General features: G+C 65.8%; 14 protein-coding genes. 5 read left to right on the forward strand and 9 right to left on the reverse strand.

Annotated features, from left to right (window positions below; all coding sequences use genetic code 11):
• Positions 1–49 precede the first annotated feature (49 nt).
• The 7 genes from ubiB to AC6H0R_RS08300 form a co-directional block, all read right to left on the reverse strand.
• The gene (gene ubiB, locus AC6H0R_RS08270; RefSeq protein WP_497580885.1) at positions 50–1,582 is read right to left on the reverse strand and encodes a ubiquinone biosynthesis regulatory protein kinase UbiB; all 1,533 of its coding nucleotides are present in this window, start codon (positions 1,580–1,582) and stop codon (positions 50–52) included.
• Positions 1,583–1,657: 75 nt separating this feature from the next.
• On the reverse strand, positions 1,658–2,419 hold the full coding sequence (locus AC6H0R_RS08275; protein ID WP_497580886.1) for a GntR family transcriptional regulator: 762 nt from the start codon (positions 2,417–2,419) through the stop codon (positions 1,658–1,660).
• A 104-nt stretch (positions 2,420–2,523) separates the two neighbouring features.
• Positions 2,524–3,333, reverse strand: a complete 810-nt coding sequence (locus AC6H0R_RS08280) for a sulfite exporter TauE/SafE family protein (RefSeq protein WP_497580887.1) — start codon at positions 3,331–3,333, stop codon at positions 2,524–2,526.
• Between the two features lie 6 nt (positions 3,334–3,339).
• Positions 3,340–4,677, reverse strand: a complete 1,338-nt coding sequence (locus AC6H0R_RS08285; protein ID WP_497580888.1) for an amidase — start codon at positions 4,675–4,677, stop codon at positions 3,340–3,342.
• A 68-nt stretch (positions 4,678–4,745) separates the two neighbouring features.
• Entirely contained in the window at positions 4,746–5,726 is a 981-nt protein-coding gene (locus AC6H0R_RS08290) for an ABC transporter substrate-binding protein (RefSeq protein WP_497580889.1), read from the reverse strand.
• 28 nt (positions 5,727–5,754) lie between these two features.
• Positions 5,755–6,585: an ABC transporter permease gene (locus AC6H0R_RS08295; RefSeq protein WP_497580890.1), complete on the reverse strand. Its 831-nt coding sequence runs from the start codon at positions 6,583–6,585 to the stop codon at positions 5,755–5,757.
• A complete protein-coding gene (locus tag AC6H0R_RS08300; RefSeq protein WP_497580891.1) occupies positions 6,582–7,418 on the reverse strand; it encodes an ABC transporter ATP-binding protein in 837 nt (278 codons plus the stop codon). Before AC6H0R_RS08300 ends, AC6H0R_RS08295 begins: the two co-directional genes overlap by 4 nt.
• A 447-nt stretch (positions 7,419–7,865) precedes the next feature.
• On the opposite strand from AC6H0R_RS08300, the gene argS reads away from it, so the two are divergent.
• The 5 genes from argS (at position 7,866) to AC6H0R_RS08325 (ending at position 16,286) form a co-directional block, all read left to right on the forward strand.
• A complete protein-coding gene (argS, locus tag AC6H0R_RS08305) occupies positions 7,866–9,629 on the forward strand; it encodes an arginine--tRNA ligase (RefSeq protein WP_497580892.1) in 1,764 nt (587 codons plus the stop codon).
• Positions 9,630–9,646: 17 nt separating this feature from the next.
• A complete protein-coding gene (locus AC6H0R_RS08310) occupies positions 9,647–10,240 on the forward strand; it encodes an SPOR domain-containing protein (RefSeq protein WP_497580893.1) in 594 nt (197 codons plus the stop codon).
• Between the two features lie 80 nt (positions 10,241–10,320).
• A complete protein-coding gene (locus tag AC6H0R_RS08315) occupies positions 10,321–10,947 on the forward strand; it encodes a thiol:disulfide interchange protein DsbA/DsbL (protein WP_497580894.1) in 627 nt (208 codons plus the stop codon).
• Positions 10,948–11,038: 91 nt separating this feature from the next.
• Positions 11,039–11,476, forward strand: coding sequence for a PilZ domain-containing protein (locus tag AC6H0R_RS08320; protein WP_497580895.1), 438 nt, complete (start codon positions 11,039–11,041; stop codon positions 11,474–11,476).
• 40 nt (positions 11,477–11,516) lie between these two features.
• Complete coding sequence (locus AC6H0R_RS08325; protein ID WP_497580896.1) at positions 11,517–16,286, forward strand: NAD-glutamate dehydrogenase; 4,770 nt, start codon at positions 11,517–11,519, stop codon at positions 16,284–16,286.
• Between the two features lie 61 nt (positions 16,287–16,347).
• Here AC6H0R_RS08325 and AC6H0R_RS08330 read toward each other — a convergent pair whose 3' ends face one another.
• Together AC6H0R_RS08330 and AC6H0R_RS08335 are read right to left on the reverse strand one after the other, a co-directional pair.
• Positions 16,348–18,957 carry a TRAP transporter permease gene (locus AC6H0R_RS08330; RefSeq protein WP_497580897.1) on the reverse strand — a complete coding sequence of 870 codons (2,610 nt, stop codon included), beginning with the start codon at positions 18,955–18,957 and terminating at the stop codon, positions 16,348–16,350.
• A 110-nt stretch (positions 18,958–19,067) separates the two neighbouring features.
• On the reverse strand, positions 19,068–20,036 hold the full coding sequence (locus tag AC6H0R_RS08335; RefSeq protein WP_497580898.1) for a TAXI family TRAP transporter solute-binding subunit: 969 nt from the start codon (positions 20,034–20,036) through the stop codon (positions 19,068–19,070).
• Positions 20,037–20,070: the final 34 nt, after the last annotated feature.

Below are 20,070 nucleotides of genomic sequence, written 5' to 3' on the forward strand. Positions count from 1 at the left end.
ATGATTGCGCCAGCCCGGAGCGCGCCGCGGGCGGATTACGCGTTCGGCATCAGGGGCTCAGACGGACGTACAGCTCCAGTGCCACCAGCACCGTCAGCAGCACGCCAATCAGGCCGAGCAGGCGCCCCTGGCGTTTCTGCGTGGCGGCGATCCGTTCATGTTCGGCGGCGCGGTTGCGACGCTGCTGGTCGGCGTCGAGCAGCGCGGCATGCACCAGACGGGGTAGCTGCGGCAGTGTGGTGGCCCAGTGCGGTGCTTCGGTCTGCAACGCGCGCCCAAAGCCACGCAGGCCAAGCTGCTCGCCCATCCAGCGCTCCAGAAACGGTTTGGCCGTCTTCCACAGGTCCAGGTCGGGGTCGAGCTGGCGGCCCAGGCCTTCGATGTTGAGCAGCGTCTTCTGCAGCAGCACGAGTTGCGGCTGTACTTCCATCTCGAAGCGACGCGCGGTCTGGAACAGGCGCAGCAAGGTCTTGCCGAAGGAAATCTCTTTCAGCGGCCGGTCGAAGATCGGCTCGCACACGGTGCGGATGGCCGCCTCGAAGTCTTCCACCCGGGTCTTGGCCGGCACCCAGCCGGCCTCGATGTGGGCGAGCGCCACGCGGCGGTAGTCGCGCTTGAAGAAGGCCAGAAAGTTCTGTGCGAGGTAGTTCTTGTCCTCTTCGTTGAGCGTTCCCATGATGCCGAAGTCGAGCGCGATGTAGCGCCCGTCGCGATGCACCAGGATGTTGCCGGGGTGCATGTCGGCATGGAAGAAGCCGTCGCGGAAGACCTGCGTGAAGAAGATCTCCACGCCCGCGCGTGACAGCGCGGACAGATCCGTGCCCTGCGCCAGCAGCGCCTCGTTCTGCGAGATCGGCACGCCGTGCATGCGCTCCATCACCATCACGCTGCGCCCGCACCAGTCCCAATGCACCTCCGGCACGACGAGCAGCTTCGAATCGGCAAAGTTGCGCCGCAACTGTGAGCAATTGGCCGCCTCGCGCATCAGGTCGAGCTCGTCGTTCAGGTGCTTGGAGAACTCGGCGACGACCTCGCGCGGTTTCAGGCGCCGGCCTTCGATCCACAGCGCGTCGAGCAGCATCGCCGCGCTTTCGAGCAGTGCGATGTCGTGCGCGATGACGCGCTCGATGCCGGGTCGCAGGATCTTGATGGCCACCTCGGTGCCATCGGGCAGCTCGGCGAAATGCACCTGCGCGACCGAGGCCGAGGCCACCGGCTCACGTTCGAAGCGGCGGAACACCTCGTCTACCGGCTGGCCGTAGAACTCTTCGAGCAGCGCGACGGCTTGCGCGGTCGGGAAGGGCGGCACGCGGTCCTGCAGCAAGGCCAGCTCGTCAGCGACATCCGGAGGCAGCAGGTCGCGGCGCGTGGACAGCATCTGGCCGAACTTCACGAAGATCGGCCCGAGCGATTCGAGCGCGCGACGCAGCCGCACCGCACGCGGCTCGGAGAAGCTGCGCCAGAAGAAAAACACCTTCCAGACTTTCGCCAGCCGGCCACTGGCATCGACGTCGAGCACGATGCGGTCGAGCCCGAAGCGAAGGCTTACAAGAATGATCCTGGCAAGGCGGAAAATGCGCACGGTGGCTCGATGCGGTCGGAAAGCTGCGACTTTAGCCGGAAGCGGGCAGCGGGGAAAGGACGCTTCGCCCGTTGGCTACGAGTCGGATCCGGCTGTGCTGGTGGCCCGTTGTCCGCGGGGGGCGATGTCGGGCGTGGGCGCGATGCTGGACGAGAGCTTGGCGCGGGCCTCGTGCAGCATGTGCAGGGTAATCTTCTGCACCTCGGCCTTGCTGGCCTCGATGTGCGCCCGGATCGCGATCGCCGCCTCGGTGGTCTTGCGTTTGCGCAGCAGGTCGAGGATCTGCTGGTGCTCGTCGTAGGTCGTCTGGATGCGCCGTTCAGAGATGAAGTCGAGCCGGCGGATGATGCGGATCTTCTCGGTGATTTCCTGGTGCATGCGGGCCATTTCACGGTTGCCTGTGGTGGCGATCAGGCTCTGGTGAAAGGCTTCGTCGAGCAGGTGAACCTGCGGGCCATCGGTAATGCGTTCGGCCCGCTTCACGCACCAGATCTGGCGTTGCGGGTCGAGTTCGGTCGGGTCGCCGGTCTGGCAGAGCTGCGTGACGGCTGCGACTTCAAGCAGGATGCGCACATCGTACAGCTCGCCGAAGCGCTGGAAGTCGAAGGGGCGCACATGCCAGCCGCTGCGGAAGGCGACCTGCAGGAAGCCCTCGCGTTCGAGCCGGTACAGCGCATCGCGCACCGGAGTGCGGGATACGCTGAAGCGTGCCGCGATTTCCTGCTCGGTAAAACGATCTCCGGGCAAGTACTCGAAGTTGAAGATGCTCTGCTTGATGGCCTGGTAGATCTGCTCGGCCAGGGCGTTGGTCTGTGTTTTCACCGTTCGATCTGTCATGCCTAGTCATCGTGAGCGAAACGTAATGATGCAGCGTTTCCGGGTGCTTGATGTCGCTTCTGTCTGGCCGCTGCGTCGTAATACCGGGCGCTGCTCCCGCGAGGCTAGAGCAGTTCGCTCAGCAACAGCCGCAAGCCCACGCCCAGCATCAGTATGGCAAACACGCGGTTGAGCAGCACCGGCGAGGCGGCCCGCGCGACCACGGCGCCTAGATGTGCGAAAGGAATGCTGGCCAGAACGATGCCGAGCAGTGCTGGCCACATCACGTATCCGGTCGCGCCGCTCGGCAGGGCGGGATCGTTCCAGCCGACCGCGACGAAGGTGATGGTGCCGATCAATGCCGTGGGCGCGCCGCAGGCTGCGGCCGTGCCGATGGCCTGCTTGAGGGGATCGCCGCAGCGGCTCAGCCAGGGAATGGTGAGCATGCCGCAGCCGATGCCGAACAGTGCGGAGGTGCCGCCGATGACGCCGCCGGCAACGACGGTCGGCGCGGCACCCGGTGGCGCCCGGCCGGCCACGCGCGGCCAGCCGCTCATCCGATGCAGCGCAAGCAGCACCAGGAATGCGCCGAAGCCGGCTCTCAGCGTGCCGCCGCTGAGCGAGCTAGCGACGAATACGCCGAGGATTGCACCGCCCAGCAGGCCGGGCAGCAGTTGGCGCAGGCGGTGCAGCAACACGTTGCCGTGACGGTGATGCGACAGCGCCGCGGCCGCGCCCGACACCACGATGGAGGCCAGCGAGGTGCCGATGGCGAGGTGCATGGTCACTTCCGGAGCCACCCCTTGCAGGCCGAACACCACCAGCAGCGCGGGGATGACGACAAAGCCACCCCCGATGCCGAAGGTGCCCGCGAGCAGGCCGGAGAAGGCGCCGATGGCGGCGTAGCCCAGCCAGATCAGGGGCAGGGTGTGCATCGCTGCTCAGTCCGGCAGGCGCATGTGCCAGTCGGTGTTCGACTGGAAGTGCACGCCGGCGTCGATCAGCCGCTGCTCTTGCTGCAATGGCGCGATCAGCTGCAGGCCGGTCGGCAGGCCGTTGCCGGCAAAGCCGTTGGGCATGGTCAGCGTGGGGACGCCGAGGTTGCTGAAGGGCTGGTTGAAGGCCGGGGAGCCGGTGGCGGTTTGACCTTGTGGCGCCGTGCTGGGTGCGGCCGGGGTGGCGATCAGGTCGGCCTCGGAGAACGCCGTGGCGAAGGCCGCGCGATAGCGCTGCCGCGTGGCCTGCGCATCAATGTAGCGGTCGGCGGTGATGGTCAGGCCCTCGCGGATGTACTCGCGCAGGTAGTCGCTGTACAGCGCGGCGCGCTCGGCGAAGTGGCCGCGGTGATACTGCGCGACTTCAGCCTGCATCACGACGGCGTGGGCCGCCACGGCGGCCTCGAAGCCTTCGGGCGTCGGGACTTCGATCACGCGGTAGCCTGCGGCAGCGAAGGTCTCCAGCGCCCTTGCATACTGCGTGAGCACTTCGGGTTCGGCGTCGCGGAAGTAGGCCGTGTCGAGCACGCCCAGCGTCATCGGCCCGGCGGCGCGCACGCTCAGCGGCGTCGGCGCCTGCGGCAGGGTGGTGGGGTCGAGCGGGTCTGGGCCGGCGACGGCGTTGTAGAACAGCACCGTGTCGGCGACGTTGCGCGTGAAGGCGCCGATGTGATCGAGCGCATGGCTGGCCGGAATCACGCCGTGCTTGCTGACTCGGCCGTAGGTGGCCTTCAGCACGGTCAGGCCGTTGAAGGCGGCTGGCCGGCTCAACGAGCCCGAGGTTTGCGTGCCGAGGGCAAAGGGCACCATGCCGCTGGCCACGGCGGCTGCGGAACCGCTGCTTGAGCCGCCCGGCGTGTGACCGGCGTTCCATGCGTTGGTGGTCGGCGGCGGGCCGCCCCAGTTGGCGAATTCGGTGGTGGTGGTCTTACCGAGCAGGATGGTCTGCTGAGCATGCAGCAGACGCACGACGGTGGCGTCTTGCTGCGACACCTCACCGGCGATCACCTTCGAGCCGGCTTCCGTGCGCCAGCCTTTGGTGTGGAAGATGTCCTTGGCGCCGTAGGGCACGCCGAACAGCGGAGGCAGTTCGGCCACGCGCTGCAGCATCTGGTCGAGCTCCCGGGCGCGGGCTTTGGCCGCGTCGAGGTGCAGTTGTGTCCAGGCCTTGACGGTGGGTTCCTTGCGCTCGATGACAGTCAGGAATTCGGCCAGCGCTTCGGAAGGGCTGATCGCACGTTGGGCGTACAGGGTGCGCAGGGCACTGATGGAGCGGGGAAGCATCTTGCGGAGACTCCGGAGGATTCGGGTAAGGGAGGCGCGCCAGCGAGTGCCGGCGCGCCGGAAGGGACTTACTGCCCCATCGCGCTCTTGGCGAAGCTCGGGTCAACGAGATCGGCGTAGTGCATCTCGCCTTTGATGTTGCCGACGAACTGCTGCATGCCGATGGCGTTCTTGAAGGCCTTCTCGGTGATCAGCACGGACGGCGGATAGACCTTGCTGTCGATCATGCGCTGCACGGCGGCATTGACGGTGGTGGCGTCCAGACTGTCGAACTCCTTGCGGGCCACGGCCTTGGCCGCATCGGGGTTGGCATGCATCAGCGTCAGCGCGTCATTGATGGCCTGCACGAAGCGCTTCACCAGATCGGGGTTGGTGTCGATGGTCTTCTGCGCCACGTTGATGGTCGAGAAGGCGTACTCGGGGTAGTCCGCGGTGAAGTCGTGAACCATCTTCAGGCCCTGCGCCAGGCCTTGCTCGACCAGCGGCTGGTAGGCCACGGCGATGTCGGCGCTGCCGGCCAGCACCGGACCGAGCTCAAGCATGTTCTGCACTTCGGTCACTTTCACGTCCTTGCCCCACTCCAGCTTGTTGTCCTGCAGGATGCGCTTGAGCAGGGTGTTGGAGGTTCCGGGGGCGAGGCCGACAGCCACGCGCTTGCCCTTGAAGTCGGCCGGGCCGTCGAATTTCACGTCCTGCTTGGCCAGCACCCACACCGGCGCGCTGTTGGCGACCGCACTGATGGCGCGGGCCTGACCACCGCGCTCGCGGGCAAAGCCGACGTGCTCCGGACCATGCACCGAGAATTGCGCTTCGCCCGACAGCACCGAAGCCAACGCGACGGGACCGGAACCGGCCGAACGCACCACCGGCACATCGATGTCGTGCTTGGCGAAGAGCCCTTCGTGGCGAGCCACATACACCGGCAGGTAGAGCAGGGAGTGGAAGGCCTCGGCGATGAGGATGGTGTCTTTCGCCTGGGCGTTCTGCCCGCCGGCCAGCAGCGGGAGGGATACCAGTGCTGCACTCAACAGTTTCGTCAGTTGCTTCATGACACGTACTCCTTGGGGTGGGGGTAAATCAGTGTTTGGACCACGAGAACAGACGCTTCTCGATCTCGGAAATGGCGAGGTAGAGCGTGGCGGCAACCACCATCAGGGCGAATACGCCTACCCATACGGCATTGAGATTGAAGAGGTTGCCATTGACGAAGATCAGCCGCCCAAGACCCTTGTCAGAGGCGATGAACTCGCCGCCGATCTCGGCGATCAGGGCGAAACCGATATTCAGACGGAATGCGGAGATGATCCACGGCATGGTGGCCGGCATGACCAGCTTGGCGAAGATCTGGCGCTTGGTGGCGCCGAGCGAACGCATCATGTTCACCAGGTTCTGGTCGATCTGGTGCGTGCCCTGATAGGCCGTCAGCACGGCCACCACGAAGGTGGCAATGAAGGCCAGCGCGACCTTCGAGAACATGCCCGAGCCGAACCAGATGATGATCATCGGCGCCAGCGAGATCTTGGGCAGGCCGTTGAGCGCAATGAAGAACGGGTCGAGGATGCGTGCCAGCCGCTTGGCGTACCACAGCAGCAGGCCGAACAGCGAGCCGAGGATGCTGCCGCCGAGAAAGCCGGTTACGGTGGCGTTCACCGTGGCGATGGTGTCGGTCAGCAGCTGGCCGGTGCCGATCATGCGCCAGGCCTCGGAAGCAATGCCCAGCGGCGAACCCATCAGGAACGGATCGATGAGCTTGTGGTTGACGCCGACCTGCCACAGGAACAGCACGACTGCGATCAGCAGCAGACGTGCGAGGTTGTCCTGCAGGAAGACCTGTCGGGCCTTGCGCTTGCGGTCCGACAACACCTTGCGCTTGCGGGCGCCGTCGGTCGAGGTAAGTGAGGTGCTCATGGGTGTTTGGCTCCCAGCTGGATGTCGAGGTCGGCCCAGATCGTGTCGAACAGGTTCTGGTAGCGGGTGTCGCTGCGAGCCCTGATGCACGAGCCGTGCTCGCGTGACAGGCCGACGTCATAGAGCTTCTTGACCATGGTCGGGCGTTGGGTCATCACGGCGATGCGGTCGGACATGGCGATGGCCTCGCCGATGTCGTGGGTGATCAGCACCACGGTCTTGCCGAACTCGCGCAGGATCGAAACGATTTCGTCCTCGAGTACGAGGCGGGTCTGGTAGTCGAGCGCCGAGAAGGGCTCGTCCAGCAGGATGATGTCGGGGTCGGTGATCAGCGTGCGGATCAGTGCCGCGCGCTGGCGCATGCCACCCGACAACGAGTGCGGGTAGGCGTTGGCGAAGTCACCCAGTCCGTAGCGCGACAGGTAGTCGCGCCCCTTGGCGTGGCGCTCGGCCTTGGACATGCCGGTCAGTTCCAGCCCCAGCGTGACGTTCTCGAGGATCGTGCGCCACGGGAACAGCAGGTCGCGCTGCAGCATGTAGCCGATCTGCGAGCCACGCTTGCTCTTGGGCCATCCTTTGCGCAGCACGATATCGCCGGAGGTCGGCTCGATCAGGTTGGCGATGATGTTGAACATCGTCGTCTTGCCGCAGCCGCTGGGCCCGACGATGCTGATGAACTCCTGGTCCTTGATGTCGAGCGTGATGTCGCGGATGACCTCGACGAGATTGCCCTCGTCATCCTCGAACGTCTTCTTGAGGCGCTTGAGTGAAATGGCCGTGTCGCTTCCGCTTTTGACGGCGCTCTCCACGCTTGTGGTTACTGCTGCTTCCATGATGGGCTCCGCTGGTTCGGTAAGCCTCTTGAGCAGGATTGATGCCAATAAACAAAGGGATTTCGGGGATCAGCCGGATTGATCGCCGTTTTGCGAACGGCATGCTCCGGGCGGCAACCCGGATGGCATCCGTACGTTCCGCATGCCCTTGCACAGCATGGAGGTATGACTTTGGTCTGGGTTGTGCGGCTTGCTGGGGGCGGGGGATCTGTCCGTGCAGCACGTTTGCAGGCTTGCGCAGAGGAGCCGGGTGATCACGCCCGGTTGTGGGTCGGTAAAAACGGGGTGCGCACATCTTGTGTGCAAGTTTGTCGCCAAGTAAGTGCGCAACATCGCGTTGCCACGGGTGACGTCGGTCGGCGGTGACAGGTGTCAAATTGTGTGGCGGTTCGGGATAGGGTGGAGGCTTCCGATATAATTCGGGTCTTTCCTTTTTCGCCCCAGTCAATGAGCGCCGATCCCAGGACCCACATCGCACAACTGCTGCACGCCGCGCTGGCGAGCGTTGCCCCGGACCAGGTCGATACCCCGGTTCATCTCGAGCGTCCGAAGCAGGCGGGCCATGGCGACTTTGCCACCAACCTTGCGTTGCAGCTGGCCAAGCCCTTGCGCCGCAACCCGCGCGAGCTGGCGGCCTTGCTGATGCAGGAGCTGCCCAAGTCGAGCCTGGTTTCGAAGGTCGAGATCGCGGGCGCCGGCTTCATCAACTTCACGCTGGCGTCTGACGCCAAGACCTCGGTGGTGCGTGAGGTGCTGTCGCGTGGTGAGGCGTTCGGGCGCGGTGAGCGCAAGCAGCTGAAGGTGCAGGTCGAGTTCGTCTCGGCCAACCCCACCGGCCCCTTGCACGTCGGTCATGGTCGCGGCGCGGCCTATGGCGCATCGCTGTGCTCGGTGCTGGATTTCGCCGGCTATGACGTCACCCGCGAGTACTACATCAACGACGCCGGTCGGCAGATGGACATCCTCGGCACGTCGACCTGGCTGCGCTATCTGGCCTTGTTCGACATCGAAGTGCCGTTTCCGCCCAACGGCTACCAGGGTGACTACGTGGTGGGCATGGCGCGCGAATTGCGCGACGGCCACCAGGATCGTTTCGCGAAGGTCAGTGCCGCCGACGTGCTTGCCGGTACGCCCGGTCTGCCCGATGCCGCGCGCAAGGATGATGAAGCGGGGCGTCAGCGCGAACTGCATCTGGATGCACTGATTGCCAACGCCAAGCGGCTGCTCGGCGAGGACTACGCCTGGGTGCATGGCTTTGCATTGAACGAGCAGCTGGGCGATTGCCGCGAGGACCTGGGCGAGTTCGGCGTGCATTTCGACCAGTGGTTCTCGGAGAAAAGCCTGTTCGACACCGGACTGGTGGCGCGGGCCGTCGCCGAGCTGGAACGGCGTGGGCACCTCTACATGCAGAACGGCGCGAAGTGGTTCCGTTCGACCGATTTCGGTGACGAGAAGGATCGCGTGGTGCAGCGCGAGAACGGCCAGTTCACCTATTTCGCATCCGACATTGCCTATCACCTGAACAAGTACGAGCGCGGCTTTGATCGCGTCATCGACATCTGGGGTGCCGACCACCACGGCTACATTGCCCGCGTCAAAGGGGCCATCACGGCGCTGGAGCTGCCGCCGGAGAAGCTCGACGTGTCGCTGGTGCAGTTTGCGGTGTTGTACCGCAATGGCCAGAAGGCCTCGATGTCTACCCGTTCGGGCGATTTCGTGACGCTGCGCGAGCTGCGCCGCGAAGTCGGCAATGACGCCTGCCGCTTCTTCTACGTGCTGCGCAAGAGCGACCAGCATCTGGATTTCGACCTGGATCTGGCCAAGAGCCAGAGCAACGAGAACCCTGTGTATTACATCCAGTACGCCCACGCGCGCGTGTGCTCGGTGCTGCAGCAGTGGGGCGGTGTCGAGTCGGATCTGGCCGAGGCGGACCTCGCGCCGCTGGCCGGCGAGCGTGAGCTGGCGCTGTGTGCGCGGCTCGGTGCCTTCGGCGAACTGGTGCAGAATGCCGCCGGGGATTACGCGCCGCACCAGATCGCGTTCTACCTCAAGGATCTGGCGGGGGACTTCCACGCCTGGTACAACGCCGAGCGCATGCTGGTTGATGACGAAGCCGTCAAGCTGGCGCGGCTGGCGCTGGCCAGTGCCGTGCGACGCGTGCTCGCCAACGGCCTCTCCCTGCTCGGTGTTTCCGCGCCGGAGTCGATGTAAACCCTTCGGAGGGCCCCATGGCTCGTGATTCCTCGCCCCGCCGTACGCCCCGCAGACTGACCGCGAAAGCGCCCCGCAAGGGCAGCGGCGTGATCACCGGTCTGCTCGTCGGTCTGGCGCTCGGTGCGCTGCTGGCGGCGGGCTCTGCCTGGCTGCTGACGCGCACCTCTCCGTTCCAGACGCCTCAGCGGGTTGCGGTGCCGGGCGGTAACGGAGCCGAGCCGGTGGCCTTGCCCGGCAAGCCGGGTGATCGCCCGGTTACGGGCAACCGCGATTTCGATTTCTATACCGTGTTGCCGCAAGGTGAAGGCGGCGCCCAGGCCCCCGCGCCGGCGCCGGCCACTACGCCGACCGGACAGACGGCCCCGCGTGTAGACAGGCTGTATCTGCAGGTCGGCGCCTTCGAAGACCCCGCCGAGGCGGACAACATGAAGGCGCTGCTTGCCCTGAACGGCATCGAGGCGGTTGCCCAGCGCACCCAGCTTGACGACGGACGCGTCGTGCATCGCGTGCGTGTCGGCCCCTTTGCGCGCCCTGAAGACATGACCTCGGTGCGCTCACGTCTGGCGGCAGCCGGCGTGTCGGGCAACGTCGTCCAGGCCAATCCGTAAGTTTTGCTTGCTGCGTGGAACCCCGCGTCATGCAAGGCAGTCCGAAGTCCGTATCCGAACTGATGAGGAAGACGATCGACATGAACCGCCGTCTCATGCTCAAGAGCACCGCTGCCTTCGCAGCCCTTTCCGCCACCCCGTCCGTACTGCTTGCCAAGGAGCCTTTCCAGGTCCTGCCGACGCAGGTGCCGCAGGACGCCAGCGGCAAGATCGAGGTGCTGGAATTCTTCCATTACGGCTGCCCGCACTGCCGTGATTTCTATCCGCTGCTCAAGACGTGGAAGAAGTCGCTGCCCGACGACGTGCGCTTCACGCCGGTGCCCGCCATCTGGGGGCGCGAGCAGTTGCGTGCGCTGGCGCGCCTGTACTACGCGGCCGAGCGTGCCAACGTACTCGATCAGGTGGAGCCCGCCGTTTTCGTTGCCCTGCAGGACGAAAAGCGTCCGCTGTTCACCGAGCCAGAAGTGCGCGACTGGATCGGCAGCACGGGTGTTGATGCCGCAGTGTTCATGGACACCTACAATTCCTTCGCCATCCAAGGGCTGGTGCAGCGTGCCGACCAGCTGGCGCGCACCTATCGTATCCAGGGCGTGCCGACCATGGCAGTTGGCGGCCGCTATCTGACGTCGGCCTCGATGGCCGGCTCCCACGCCGACACCCTGCGAGTGGTCGACCAGCTGGTCGAGCGCATCCGCAAGGGCGCTTGACCAGCTTGCGCTTGTCAGCCCGTGCGCAAGCCTATACCTTTGTCATCGGCCGGCGGCTGCCGGAGTGGGTGACATCGTCATGGGGGCGAGCATGATCCGCAACACGAGCGAAGAGGCGCTGCGCGAAGAGTCCGTATCCGGCGGTGGCGAGCGTCGTGGCAAACAGCGCTTTCTTGCCTTGCGCCGCGGCAGCGAATGCTTCTGGGCGATGGTCGATGGCCAGCGTCAGCCTCTGTCCGATCTGTCGCTCGAAGGCTTTGGCGTGCCCGGCAGCCTTGAGCTCGGACGGCGCATGCAGGTCGTGCTGCACCGTGCTGCAGTACCGGACGAGATCCGTGGTACGGTGAAAGTGGCCAACTGCTTTGCAGGGGCCAATGGCCTGCAGTCCGGTTGCGTGTTCGAGGCCTTCGAGGCGGACGGCAAAGATCGCCTGCGCGAGTGGCTGGTCGCCCACGTGATTGCAAACGCCACGATTCCCATCACCGAAAAGGACGCCGAGCGCATCGTTTCCGGCCCCTCTCTCATCTGAGCGGGCTGCTGTCGCGCCGGCTTTTCCGACCGGAGCGCATATGACCCGAAGCAGTGACGTAACCACCGTGGCCGATCAGGCCGCTGCCTTGTTCCTCCAGTCCATTCCTCCGTCCGAGCATGAAGCTGCAGCCCGCGTGCTGCGTGCCTGGCTGGACGGATTCTCCGCGGATGATCTCGCCGGCCGCACAGCGGCCGATCTGGCAGGTGCCGGGCGGGCGCTGTGGCATGCGCTGCAGCACCGTACTCCCGGTGAGCCGTGCGTGCATGTCGAGGATCCGGCCAGCGACACCCATGGCTGGAGTTCGCCACACAGCGTCTTGCGCATCGTCAATGACGACATGCCTTTCCTGGTCGATTCGGTGGGCATGGAGCTGAGCCGGCGCGGGCTGGCCGTGCATGCGTTCGTCCATCCCGTGCTGCATCTGCGGCGCGCTTCCGACGGAAGCCTGCAGGAGGTCGGCGGCGAGGGTGGCCTGCGTGAATCAGTGATGCATATCGAAGTCGACCGGCTCGGCAACGAGGCAGACTGCGCCGATCTTGCGCGGGGCATTGTCGAGGTGCTGGCGGATGTGCGTGCGGTGGTTGGCGACTGGCCAGCGATGCGTGAGCGCGTGGCCGCAAGTGCGGCAGGTCTGGCCTCCGGGCAAGCCGACGCGGACGAGGCGCGCGCTTTGCTCGAATGGGTGCTGGCCGACAATTTCGTGCTGCTCGGTTGCCGTGATTACCGCCTCATCGGGGCCGGGGAGCGTCTTGATGTCGAAGCCGGTTCCGGCCTGGGACTGCTGCGCGAGCATGGCGACGAAACGGTCTCTGCGAGTTTCGCGGCACTGCCTGAAGAGTTGCGGGCGCAAGCTGCACAGGCGCCGCTGCTGACCATCACCAAATCGGCCACACGCGCCTCCGTGCATCGTGCCGGCCACGCCGACCACATTGCCGTGCGCAGTTTTGATGCGCAGGGTCGCGTGCTGGGTGAGCGGCGCATCCTCGGCCTGTTTGCGTCGACGGCGTACAGCGCGAGCCCGTGGGACATCCCCGTGCTGCGACGCAAGGTTGCGACGGTGGTCGAGCGTGCCGGGCTGCTGCGCGGCAGTCATGCCGACAAGGCCTTGCGCGTGATCCTGGAGCGCTACCCGCGCGACGAACTGTTCCAGATCGACGTCGACACCCTCTTCGAGCACGCCATCGGCATCCTGAAACTGGGCGAGCGCCAGCGCACGCGCCTGTTTCTGCGTTGTGACCCGTTCGGACGCTCCGTTTCCTGCCTGGTGTACGTGCCGCGCGAGCACTACGACACCGAGCAGCGCAAACGCATCCAGTCGGTGCTGATGGCCGCCTTCGACGGCGCCTCGGCGGAGTTCGACGTCGTGCTGTCGGACGCGCCGCTGGCGCGCATCCTGTTTGCCATCCGCACGCAGGGATCGATTCCGGCGCACGATCCGGCGGACATCGAACGCCGCATCGTCGAGGTCGCGCGTCGTTGGCAGGATGCGCTGCGCGAGGCATTGATTGCCGAGCGTGGCGAGACGCGTGGCCTTGAACTATGCAAGCGCTGGGGCGAGGCTTTTCCCGCGGGCTACCGCGAACAGACCGGCATCGACGAAGCGGTGGCCGACCTGAAGCAGCTCGATGCGCTGGGCGGTGCCGACGACCTCGGCCTGCATCTGTTTCGTCCGCAGGGCGGGTCGGACGCCCGGTTGCGCTTCAAGCTGTACCGACTTGATGCGCCGGTCTCGCTGTCGCGCAGCCTGCGCATGCTCGAACGCATGGGCGTGGTCGTCACGGATGAGCAGCCGGCGCAGCTGCAACTGACGGGCAATGTACGCGCCTGGATTCACGATTTCGGCCTGGCGTTGCCGGCTGGCGTGGAGCCCGACGTCGAACGCCTGCGCCCCTTGTTCGAGGACGCTTTTCAGCGCATCTGGCGCGGCGATGCCGACAACGACGAGTTCAACCGCCTGACCTTGCTGGCCGGCCTGACCTGGCGTGAAGTCGGCGTGTTGCGCGCCTATGCGCGTTATCTGCGTCAGGCGACTTTCCCGTTCAGTCAGGCCTACATGGAGCAGGCGCTGGCTGCGCAGCCGCGCATTGCGCGCGCGCTGGTGGCGCTTTTCGCGCGGCGCTTCGATCCGGCCGGCGAGGCCGACCGCGAGACGGATTGCGAACACATCCGTACCCAGATCGAACACGAGCTCGAAGCAGTGCAGAGCCTCGACGAAGACCGCATCCTGCGCCAGTACCTTGCACTGATCCTGGCCACGCTGCGCACCAACTGGTTTGCGCGCCGCGCGGACGGTACGCCACGCCCGGTGCTGGCCTTCAAGCTCGACCCGCAGGCCGTGCCGGGCCTGCCCGAGCCGCGACCGATGTTCGAGATCTTCGTGTCCTCGCCACGCGTCGAAGGTGTGCATCTGCGCGGCGGCAAGGTCGCGCGCGGCGGCTTGCGCTGGTCCGACCGCATGGAGGATTTCCGCACCGAGGTGCTGGGACTGGTGAAGGCGCAGATCGTCAAGAACGCGGTGATCGTGCCGGTCGGCTCCAAGGGGGGCTTCGTCGTGCGTAATCCGCCGCTCGACGGCGGACGTGAAGCCTTTCAGGCCGAGGGTCTGGCCTGCTACCGCCTGTTCCTGTCCGGTCTGCTCGATCTGACCGACAACCTCATCGGCGGCGCGATCGTGCCGCCGACCGACATCGTGCGTCATGACGGTGACGACCCCTATCTGGTGGTCGCCGCCGACAAGGGCACAGCCACCTTCTCGGACCACGCCAACGCGGTGGCTGCGGAATACGGTTTCTGGCTGGGCGATGCCTTCGCCTCCGGCGGCTCGGCTGGTTACGACCACAAGAAGATGGGCATCACTGCGCGCGGGGCGTGGGAGTCGGTCAAGCGCCACTTTCGCGCTTTGGGGCGCGACATCCAGAACGAGGATTTCACCGTCGCAGGCATCGGCGACATGTCGGGCGACGTGTTCGGCAACGGCATGCTGCTGTCCAAACACATCCGCCTGGTGGCCGCCTTCGATCACCGTCACATCTTCCTCGACCCGGCACCGGACGTGGCGAAGTCGTGGGACGAGCGTGCGCGCCTGTTCGCGCTGCCACGTTCCAGCTGGGACGACTACGATAAATCGCTGATCTCGGCCGGCGGCGGCGTGTGGCCGCGCAGCGCCAAGTCGATAGCGCTGTCGCCGGAGGTGCGCGCGCTGCTGGCTGTCGAGGCGGAACACCTGACGCCGGCCGAACTGATCCGCGCGATCCTGCGGGCGCCGGTGGATCTGCTCTACAACGGCGGCATCGGCACCTATGTGAAGGCCACCGTCGAGAGCGACGCCGAGGTGGGCGACCGTGCCAACGACGCCGTGCGGGTGAGTGGTGGCGAGCTGCGTGCGGGCGTGGTCGGTGAGGGCGGCAACCTCGGCTTCACGCAGCGTGCGCGCATCGAGTACGCACTGGCCGGCGGACGCATCTATACCGATGCCATCGACAACTCCGGTGGCGTCGATTGCTCGGACCACGAGGTGAACATCAAGATCCTGCTTGGCGAGATCGTGCGTGAAGGCGCACTGGAGCGCGAAGCGCGCGATGCGCTGCTTGAAGAGATGACCGAAGAGGTTGCGCAACTCGTGCTGCGCGACAACTATGGCCAGGGACAGGTGCTGGAAATGATGGGCACCGGCGCCGCGCAGGTGCTCGACGAGCACGCCGGCACGTTGCGCCGTCTGGCGCACGCCGGCCGGCTCAATCGCAAACTGGAATACCTGCCGCTGGACGAGGAACTGCTCGAGCGACGCGCTGCCGGTGGCGGATTGGTCGCGCCGGAGCTGGCGGTGTTGCTGGCCTACGCCAAGATCGAGCTGTACGACGAAGTGCTGGCCTCGGACGTGCCGGACGATGCCTGGGTGGCCGGTGCGTTGTGGCGCTACTTTCCGCAGCCACTGCGTGAGCATTACTTCGAAGCCATCGGCCGCCACGCCTTGCGGCGCGAGATCGTCGCCACCCATGTCGTCAACACCATGGTCAATCGCGTCGGCGCGAGCTTTGTCGACCGTATCCGCGACGAGACCGGCCATTCCGTGCCGCAGATTGTGCGGGCCTGGCTGGCGGTGCGCGAGATATTCGGACTGGTGCCGTGCTGGCGGGACATCGAGGCGCTCGATAGTCTCGTCCCGGCCGCGCGCCAGAACACGCTGCTGATCGAGGCGTTGAAGCTCTCGCGCAGTGCCACGCTGTGGCTGCTGCGTACGCCACGCTGGCTCGATCAGGTGTCGGCCACGGTCGAGGCCTTCGGCCCCGGCGTGACCAGACTGGCCGCGCAATTGCCCGAACTGCTCTCCGCCGGGGAGCGGGAATCGCTCGACCGCGCGGCAGAGGAACACGCAGACGATGGCGTGCCTGCTGAACTGGCGCAGCGCATCGCGGCCTTGCGCTGGCTGCGCCCGGCGCTCGACATCGTCGAGCTGGCGCGCGAGCATGATCGCGACGAGATCGCGGTCGGCCGCTTGTATTTCGCCGTGTCTGCGGAGCTCGACTTGCCGTGGATCGCCGCGCAGATCGACGCGCTGCAAAGTGACGCGCGTTGGCCGTCGCTGGCGCGTGGTGCCCTGCGTGCCGATCTGGCGGCCGAGGCGCGACGCCTGGTGGCCATGGCGCTGGCACACGGCGAGGAGGTCGAAGCTTGCGTTGCCGCCTTCGTCGACACGGGAGGAGAGCGGCTGGCGCGCTACCGCGCGCTGGTGACCGAGGCGCGTGGCGTCACGGTCGATGTGGCCAGCCTGTCGGTATTGCTGCGGGAGTTGCGCGGACTCGGCTAGGTCCGGCGAGTGGCGCCGACCGGGTTGCTTGTCCGGTCGGCGCGCTCGTTTGCCTTGCGGCTCAGCGTGTTGCGGGTGCGTGCTTGCGTCGAGCCCTTGACCACTGCAGCCACATCACCAGCGCCAGCAGCGCCAGCGTCGGCAGGTAGATCCAGTCCTTGCTCGGACGTTCTTCGGCCGGCACTTCGATGCGCGTGATCTCGAAGCCTTGCTCCATCCCCAGACGCTCCGCGGTGCTGCCGAAGCGCACCATCGACACCTGTACCTTGCCGGCAAAATCCATCACGCCCAGACCGGCCGTGCCGAGTCGTTCGCGTGCGCTGGCTGCCGGCTCGCCCAGCGGCAGCAGCACGCCGCGCGAGATCTCGCTGCCCTCGATCGACAGGCCTTCGACCCACAGGCGCAGACTGGTGTTCGGCGGAGCCTGTTCGACCAGACGGTTCAGCTCGGTCGGCGGCAGTTCGTCGTAGGGCGGGTAGAGCTGATCCATCCAGAAACCCGGGCGGAACAGGCTGAAGGTGATGAGCACTAGCAGGGCCGCTTCATGCCAGCGGTTGCGCGTCAGGAACCAGCCCTGCGTGCCGGCAGCGAAAGTGAGGCTGGCGATGGTGGCCATCGAGATGGTCAGGGCCAGGTGCCACCAGCTGGTGATGCCGATCAGCAGCAGTTCGGTGTTGAAGATGAACATGAACGGCAGGATGGCCGTGCGTGCGCTGTAGCCAAAGGCGGTCAGGCCGGTGCGGATCGGGTTGCTGTTGGCGATACCGGCCGCGGCATAGGACGCCAGCCCCACTGGGGGTGTGACGTCGGCCATCAGACCGAAATAGAACACGAACAGGTGCACCGCGATGAGCGGCACGAGCAGGCCGTTCTGCGCGCCGAGTGCGACGATCACCGGCGCCATCAGCGACGACACCACGATGTAGTTGGCGGTGGTCGGCAGGCCCATGCCGAGCACCAGGCAGATCAGCGCCACCAGCACCAGCATGACCATCAGATTGCCGCCGGACAGCACTTCGACCAGTTCGGTCATGACCAGGCCGATGCCGGTCAGCGTCACGGTGCCGACGATGATGCCGGCGGCCGACGTGGCAATCGCAATGGCGATCATGTTGCGCGCGCCGGTGACGAGCCCGTTGAACAGATCGGTGAGGCCCTGGCGTATGGCGTCGACCGTGTTGCCCTGTTTGCGGAACAGCGCGAACAGCGGGCGCTGCGTGACCAGGATGAAGATCAGGAACAGCGTTGCCCAGAAGGCCGACAGTGCCGGCGAGAGTTGCTCGACCATCAGGTTCCAGATCAGCGCTGCGACCGGCAGCAGGAAGTGCAGGCCGGACTTGAGCGTCGGCCCGATTTCGGGCAGGTATTCGATGGGCGCGTTTGGGTCGTCCATGTGCAGTTCGGGATAGCGCGCCGAATAGCCGATCACCCCGACATAGCCCGCGAGCAGGACCAGTCCGATGATCAGCGCGGAGGCGTCGCCCGCTGCATTCTTGATCCAGCCGAAGCCCCAATACACGACGGCGGCCAGGATGATCAGCCCCGAGAGGGTCAGCGTGGTGGACACGAAGACGTTCTTCAGCAGCAGCTCCTCGCGCCGCGGCAGGCCCTGCAGGTCGGCCTTCATGGCCTCCAGGTGCACGATGTAGAACAGCGCGATGTACGAAATCAACGCCGGCACGATGGCGTGCTTGAGCACCTCGGTGTACGGGATGCCGACGTACTCGACCATCAGGAAGGCCGCCGCGCCCATCACCGGCGGCATCAGCTGGCCATTGACCGAGGAGGCCACTTCCACCGCGGCGGCCTTGTCGGCGCGATAGCCGACTTTCTTGATCAACGGGATCGTGAAGGTGCCGGTGGTCACCACGTTGGCAATCGACGAGCCGGAGATCAGGCCCGTCGCGGCCGAGGCCACCACTGCGGCCTTGGCCGGGCCGCCGCGCAGATGGCCCAGCAGCGCGATGGCCGACTTGATGAAGTAGTTGCCGGCGCCGGCGGTTTCCAGCAGTGCGCCAAACAGCACGAACAAGAAGATGAAGCCGGCCGATACACCCACGGCCACGCCGAACACGCCTTCCGTGCCGAGCCACAGGTGGCTCATGCCCTTGTTCAGCGAAGCGCCGCGGTGCGCAATCATGTCCGGCATATAAGGGCCGAAGAAGATGTACACCATGAACACCACGGCCAGGATCACCATCGGCAGGCCCAGCGCACGGCGCGCGGCTTCGAGCAACAGGGTCAGCCCGGCTACGGACGCGATCAGGTCGAAGGTCGTCGGCAGGCCTGGGCGCGTCGACAGCTCGCTGTAGAACAGGAACAGATAGCCGGCGCAGAAGGCCGCAGCCAGCCCGAGCAGCCAGTCAGCGACCGGAACGTATTCACGCGGCGAACTCTTCAGGGCCGGGTAGGCGGCGAACGCCAGAAAGCAGGCGAAGGCGAGGTGGATGGAACGCACTTCGGTGTCGTTGAACACCAGCACGCCGAGCGAGAAGGGTAGCGGCGAGGCCACCCACAACTGAAACAGCGACCACGCCAGCGCCACCGCCACCAGCAGCGATTCGGCCATGCCGGTCGGCCGTCGCCCGCCGGTATCGGCTTCGGCAACGATGTGGCGCAGTTCATCCTCGTTCAGTTCATGAGCGGTGGCGCGCGTGCTCGGGTCGGCCATGGTCGTGTCTCTCCGTGCTCGGGGCGTTCAATGAAAACGGCGGCGGAATCAACCGCCGCCGTTCTCGTGTCGTACTGCGTGCGCCGGCGCGGGCCGGCGCGGCGGCGGACTTACATCCAGCCCTTTTCCTTGTAGTACTTCATCGCGCCATCGTGCAGCGGAGCTGACAGACCGTTCTTGATCATGTCCTCGGCCTTGAGGTGGGCGAAGGCCGGGTGCAGCTTCTTGAAGTCCTCGAAGTTCTCGAACACCGCCTTGACCATGGTGTAGACCACGTCATCGGACGTCGAGGCCGACGTCACGAAGGTTGCCAGCACCCCATAGGTGGGTGTGGCATTCGGGTTGGCGTTGTACAGCCCGCCCGGGATCTCGACCTTGGCGTAGAAGGGGCGCTCGGCCACCAGTTTGTCGACGGCCTTGCCGGTCAGCGGTACCAGCTTGGCGCCGCAGGTGGTGGTCGGATCCTGGATGTTGGCCGACGGGTGGCCGACGCCGTAGAAAAAGCCGTCGATGCGGTTGTCGCACAGCGCCGCGCCGTGCTCGTCCGGGCGCAGTTCGGACGCCAGCGAGAAGGCATCAATGCCCCAGCCCATCTCGGCCAGCAGCAGGTCTAGCGAGGCGCGCGTACCGGAGCCGGGGTTGCCGACGTTGAAGCGCTTGCCCTTCAGATCCTCGAACTTCGTCACGCCGGCATCCGGGCGCACCGCCACCGTGAACGGCTCGGGGTGCAGCGAGAACACCGCACGCAGGTCCTTGTTGGCGCCGGCATCCTTGAAGCTGCTGGAGCCTTCGTACGCGTGGTACTGCCAGTCGGACTGGGCCACACCGAAATCCAGCTCGCCGGCGCGCAGCGTGTTGAGGTTGTAGACCGAGCCGCCGGTGCTCTCGACCGAACAGCGGATGCCGTGTTCCTTGCGGCCGGCGTTCATCAGGCGGCAGATCGCGCCCCCCGCTGCGTAATACACGCCGGTGACGCCGCCGGTGCCGATGGTGACGAATTTCTGCTGTGCAACAACGGGGCTGGCCGAAAGGCTGCCAACGACGGCTAGTGCTGCGGCCAGTGCGGTGAATTGCTTCATGCTCGCTCTCCTGTCGGGTCAAAGTGTGGGGCTG

The sequence above is a fragment of the Pseudazoarcus sp. NS36 genome (assembly GCF_059703705.1).

What these genes read in the sequence shown, in the direction of transcription:
- AC6H0R_RS08275 (WP_497580886.1), bottom strand. Translation starts at nt 2,419, where the DNA reads ATGACAGATCGAACGGTGAAAACACAGACCAACGCCCTGGCCGAGCAG.
- AC6H0R_RS08280 (WP_497580887.1), bottom strand. Translation starts at nt 3,333, where the DNA reads ATGCACACCCTGCCCCTGATCTGGCTGGGCTACGCCGCCATCGGCGCC.
- AC6H0R_RS08285 (WP_497580888.1), bottom strand. Translation starts at nt 4,677, where the DNA reads ATGCTTCCCCGCTCCATCAGTGCCCTGCGCACCCTGTACGCCCAACGT.
- AC6H0R_RS08290 (WP_497580889.1), bottom strand. Translation starts at nt 5,726, where the DNA reads ATGAAGCAACTGACGAAACTGTTGAGTGCAGCACTGGTATCCCTCCCG.
- AC6H0R_RS08295 (WP_497580890.1), bottom strand. Translation starts at nt 6,585, where the DNA reads ATGAGCACCTCACTTACCTCGACCGACGGCGCCCGCAAGCGCAAGGTG.
- AC6H0R_RS08300 (WP_497580891.1), bottom strand. Translation starts at nt 7,418, where the DNA reads ATGGAAGCAGCAGTAACCACAAGCGTGGAGAGCGCCGTCAAAAGCGGA.
- argS (WP_497580892.1), top strand. Translation starts at nt 7,866, where the DNA reads ATGAGCGCCGATCCCAGGACCCACATCGCACAACTGCTGCACGCCGCG.
- AC6H0R_RS08310 (WP_497580893.1), top strand. Translation starts at nt 9,647, where the DNA reads ATGGCTCGTGATTCCTCGCCCCGCCGTACGCCCCGCAGACTGACCGCG.
- AC6H0R_RS08315 (WP_497580894.1), top strand. Translation starts at nt 10,321, where the DNA reads ATGAACCGCCGTCTCATGCTCAAGAGCACCGCTGCCTTCGCAGCCCTT.
- AC6H0R_RS08320 (WP_497580895.1), top strand. Translation starts at nt 11,039, where the DNA reads ATGATCCGCAACACGAGCGAAGAGGCGCTGCGCGAAGAGTCCGTATCC.
- AC6H0R_RS08325 (WP_497580896.1), top strand. Translation starts at nt 11,517, where the DNA reads ATGACCCGAAGCAGTGACGTAACCACCGTGGCCGATCAGGCCGCTGCC.
- AC6H0R_RS08330 (WP_497580897.1), bottom strand. Translation starts at nt 18,957, where the DNA reads ATGGCCGACCCGAGCACGCGCGCCACCGCTCATGAACTGAACGAGGAT.
- AC6H0R_RS08335 (WP_497580898.1), bottom strand. Translation starts at nt 20,036, where the DNA reads ATGAAGCAATTCACCGCACTGGCCGCAGCACTAGCCGTCGTTGGCAGC.